The sequence below is a fragment of the Microcystis sp. M53602_WE12 genome (assembly GCF_030065455.1).
GTDB lineage: Bacteria > Cyanobacteriota > Cyanobacteriia > Cyanobacteriales > Microcystaceae > Microcystis > Microcystis aeruginosa.
The window spans coordinates 1-3,190 of the sequence record NZ_JASJFB010000080.1 but is presented as its reverse complement, the minus strand read 5'-3'; the positions used below and the strand labels follow the sequence as shown (position 1 = coordinate 3,190).

Here is a 3,190-nt window from a genome sequence, read left to right as displayed (position 1 = left end):
TCCTTGGGCGAACAGGTGTTTTACTATGGTCAGGTCTAGGGCGCGGCCGGTGGAGAGACAACGGGCCGGTTGTCCCCCCAGTTCGATATAATCGACGGCCGGGGGCAAGGGTAAACCGGCGTTAAAAACGAGGACGGGAATGGCTAATTTTTCCACCACGGCGCGGGTAATATAGGCGGGGGAGGCTCCCACCGTTAGGGGGGGTAAGGGATAACGGGGATGGGGTGAAACTCCTTTAACGATAAATTCGGCATCGGCGATCGCTGTATATTTTCTATCTTCCGGGGTAGCACCGGCGGTGGAGATTCCGGGGATTAATCCCGTCTCGGTAAAACCTAAAACTAGGGCAAATATCGGAGAAGATTTTTGATGGCGCTGTAACCAATTTTGCCCCCGTTCGATTTCCGTGTAAATTTTAATCATCTGTGATTTTCTTGATTATGTCTCCCCTGTCTTCTGCAATTATCGATACTTGGCGACGTTTTTACCGAGATCCCTTGGCAGTAATAGGAGCGATCGCATTAATGATAATTATTCTTGCTGTCCTATTCGGTCCGATTTTCTATCGGATCCCCATCGATACCATTGATTTTAGTCAAACCACTGCTCCCCCCAGTTTAAAACATCTTTTTGGGACTAATGATCTGGGCCAGGATCAATTGGCGAGGATTTTGGTGGGGGGTCGAATTTCCCTAGCGGTGGGCATTGCTGCTATGATGGTGGCGATGATTCTAGGGACAGCGATCGGAGCTATTTCTGGGTTTTACGGGGGCGCGATCGATGGTTTGTTGATGCGATTAACGGATTTATTCCTATCTTTGCCCCAATTGCCCCTACTTTTACTGATTGTCTATCTATTTCGCGATAGTATCAAAAAAATCGCTGGACCGGAAACGGGCATTTTTATCCTCGTGGTTTTAGTAATCGGGGGTTTAAATTGGATGTCGGTGGCGCGATTGGTGCGGGGAAATTTCTTAAAGTTACGGGAGATGGAATTTATCTCGGCTGCGATTGCTTTGGGGGCCACTCCTTTCCGTTTAATCTGGGTGCATTTATTGCCTAATGTTTTGGGAATGATTATGGTGGCGGCCACTTTAGCCGTGGGTAATGCGATTATTACCGAGTCAACCCTGAGTTTTTTGGGTTTGGGTTTCCCCCCCGATGTGCCGACTTGGGGACAAATGTTATTTAAAGCTAAAGATTACTTGACAACTGCCCCCCACTTGGTCATTTTTCCCGCTCTAGCTATCGTGATCACGGTGTTAAGTATTAATTTTATCGGTGATGGTTTACGGGATGTCTTTGATCCTAATGTTTAAGGAAGCGTAGAAGTGGATAATTGCCGAAAATTACCCAGAACCTCTATGATGATCAGTAGCGATGGTGAGGAAATAAATACTGTGAGTAGCGTAACTGTCATTAGCGATCAGAAGTTTGACCAAGAGGTTTTTGAGGTCGAAAAACCCGTTTTAGTCTATTTTTGGGCGAGTTGGTGCGGTCCGTGTCGTTTGGTATCCCCCTCGATCGATTGGGTGGCCAAAACCTACGGCGAACGGCTAAAAGTAGTTAAACTAGAAATAGACCCTAACCCCGACTCGGTGGCTAAATGTAAGGTGGAAGGTGTTCCTGCTTTACGCATCTTTAAAGATAACGAAATTATTGCCACTCATGAAGGGGCGATCGGCAAACAACAATTACAATCTTTTATCGATACCTATGTCAGCTAATTAGGTATCCATGGTTATGAATAACTTAACCCTAGCACGCCGCTTACAGGCACTACAATCCAACGTTTTTGCCGATATGGATCGGGCAAAGGCTGCCAGTAGAGAAGCGGGTAATACCATTATCGATCTTTCGCTCGGTTCCTCCGATCTTGGTGCTGCTCCCCATGTTATCGATGCTATAGAGCGATCTCTCCACGATCCTCACACCCACGGCTATTTACTCCATAATGGTACGCGAGACTTCCGAATAACTGCCGCTAACTGGTATAGCGATCGCTTTGGTGTCCCCGTCGATCCGGAAACGGAGGTTTTACCCCTAATTGGTTCTCAGGAAGGCACGGCCCATCTACCTTTGGCCCTTCTCAACCCCGGGGATTTTGCCCTGCTGCTCGATCCAGGTTATCCCTCCCATTTGGGCGGTGTTGCCCTTGCTGGCGGTCAAATCTACGGAATGCCAATTTTGGCAAAAAATGACTTTCTGCCAGTTTTAGAGGACATTCCTGACCTAGTGCTGGCACAATCGAAGCTGATGGTCTTGAGTTATCCCCATAATCCCACCACAGCGATCGCGCCTTTGGCATTTTTCCAAAAAGCGGTTGATTTTTGCCGTCAGCATAATTTAGTTTTAATCCACGATTTTCCCTATCTAGACATCTTTTTTGCGGGAACATCGCCCCCCCCGTCAATTTTACAGGCCGATCGAGATAAAACTAATTCGATCGAGTTTTTTACCTTTTCCAAGTCCTATAATATGGGCGGTTTTCGCATCGGTTTCGCCATTGGCAACCCGCAGTTAATTATGGCTTTGCGACAGATTAAAGCCATGGTTGATTTTAATCAGTATTTGGGCATTCTCAACGGTGCGATCGCTGCTTTAACTGGTAATCAAGATTCGGTCAAGGAAACCGTCGCTATCTTCCAAAAACGCCGGGATGTGTTTATTAATGCCCTAAATCGCATCGGTTGGCCTGTTTCCACTCCGGCCGCCACTATGTACGTTTGGGCGAAAATTCCCCCCAGTTGGCCGGGTAATTCCGTCGATTTTTGTCGGCAATTGGTGGCCCAAACCGGTGTCGCGGTCTCTCCCGGTTCCGGTTTTGGTAAGGGTGGTGAGGGTTATGTGCGTTTTGCCTTAGTTCACGATCCCGATATTCTAGAGGCTGCCGTGGAGAAAATTGGGGCTTTTTTGGGATCAAATCGACATTTAACCTGATTTTGTCCTAAAGTGAAACCCTGATTTTACCCTGGGTTTCTGGCTTTAATACTATCTTTCAACGGTCAAAACTGACAATTAAAAGTAGCTTTAGGGCGTAAAGAAGCGTAATTAGGGTTTGCTGAATAAATATAAAAACCTTGTTGGATAAGGCTTTTAGACTTTTTTTCCCTGAAAAAGTGCCTACCATTGGAGTGATTGGGGGGAAAATTTAGGATTTTTTCCCTGAAAATTAGGTAATTGACCACCT

General features: G+C 46.6%; 5 protein-coding genes. 3 read left to right on the top strand and 2 right to left on the bottom strand.

Going from position 1 to position 3,190, the window contains the following annotated elements; all coding sequences use genetic code 11:
- On the bottom strand, nt 1-423 hold a 423-nt coding region (locus PX482_RS03445; RefSeq protein ID WP_502888553.1), incomplete at its 3' end, for a nicotinate-nucleotide--dimethylbenzimidazole phosphoribosyltransferase family protein.
- A 17-nt stretch (nt 424-440) separates the two neighbouring features.
- Between PX482_RS03445 and PX482_RS03440 the strand changes: the two genes are divergently transcribed.
- From PX482_RS03440 to PX482_RS03430, 3 genes are read left to right on the top strand one after another with little or no spacing between them, the layout of a single operon-like run.
- A complete protein-coding gene (locus PX482_RS03440; RefSeq protein ID WP_288122064.1) occupies nt 441-1,319 on the top strand; it encodes an ABC transporter permease in 879 nt (292 codons plus the stop codon).
- Nucleotides 1,320-1,364: 45 nt separating this feature from the next.
- On the top strand, nt 1,365-1,727 hold the full coding sequence (locus PX482_RS03435; RefSeq protein WP_147071930.1) for a thioredoxin family protein: 363 nt from the start codon (nt 1,365-1,367) through the stop codon (nt 1,725-1,727).
- Between the two features lie 16 nt (nt 1,728-1,743).
- Nucleotides 1,744-2,940: an LL-diaminopimelate aminotransferase gene (locus tag PX482_RS03430; protein WP_043999348.1), complete on the top strand. Its 1,197-nt coding sequence runs from the start codon at nt 1,744-1,746 to the stop codon at nt 2,938-2,940.
- A 65-nt stretch (nt 2,941-3,005) separates the two neighbouring features.
- Here PX482_RS03430 and PX482_RS03425 read toward each other — a convergent pair whose 3' ends face one another.
- Nucleotides 3,006-3,188: a hypothetical protein gene (locus PX482_RS03425; RefSeq protein ID WP_288122063.1), complete on the bottom strand. Its 183-nt coding sequence runs from the start codon at nt 3,186-3,188 to the stop codon at nt 3,006-3,008.
- Between the last annotated feature and the right edge of the window lie 2 nt (nt 3,189-3,190).

Excerpts from the sequence above, each read along its gene's own strand:
- PX482_RS03440 (WP_288122064.1), top strand. The coding sequence starts at position 441 with ATGTCTCCCCTGTCTTCTGCAATTATCGATACTTGGCGACGTTTTTAC.
- PX482_RS03435 (WP_147071930.1), top strand. The coding sequence starts at position 1,365 with ATGATGATCAGTAGCGATGGTGAGGAAATAAATACTGTGAGTAGCGTA.
- PX482_RS03430 (WP_043999348.1), top strand. The coding sequence starts at position 1,744 with ATGAATAACTTAACCCTAGCACGCCGCTTACAGGCACTACAATCCAAC.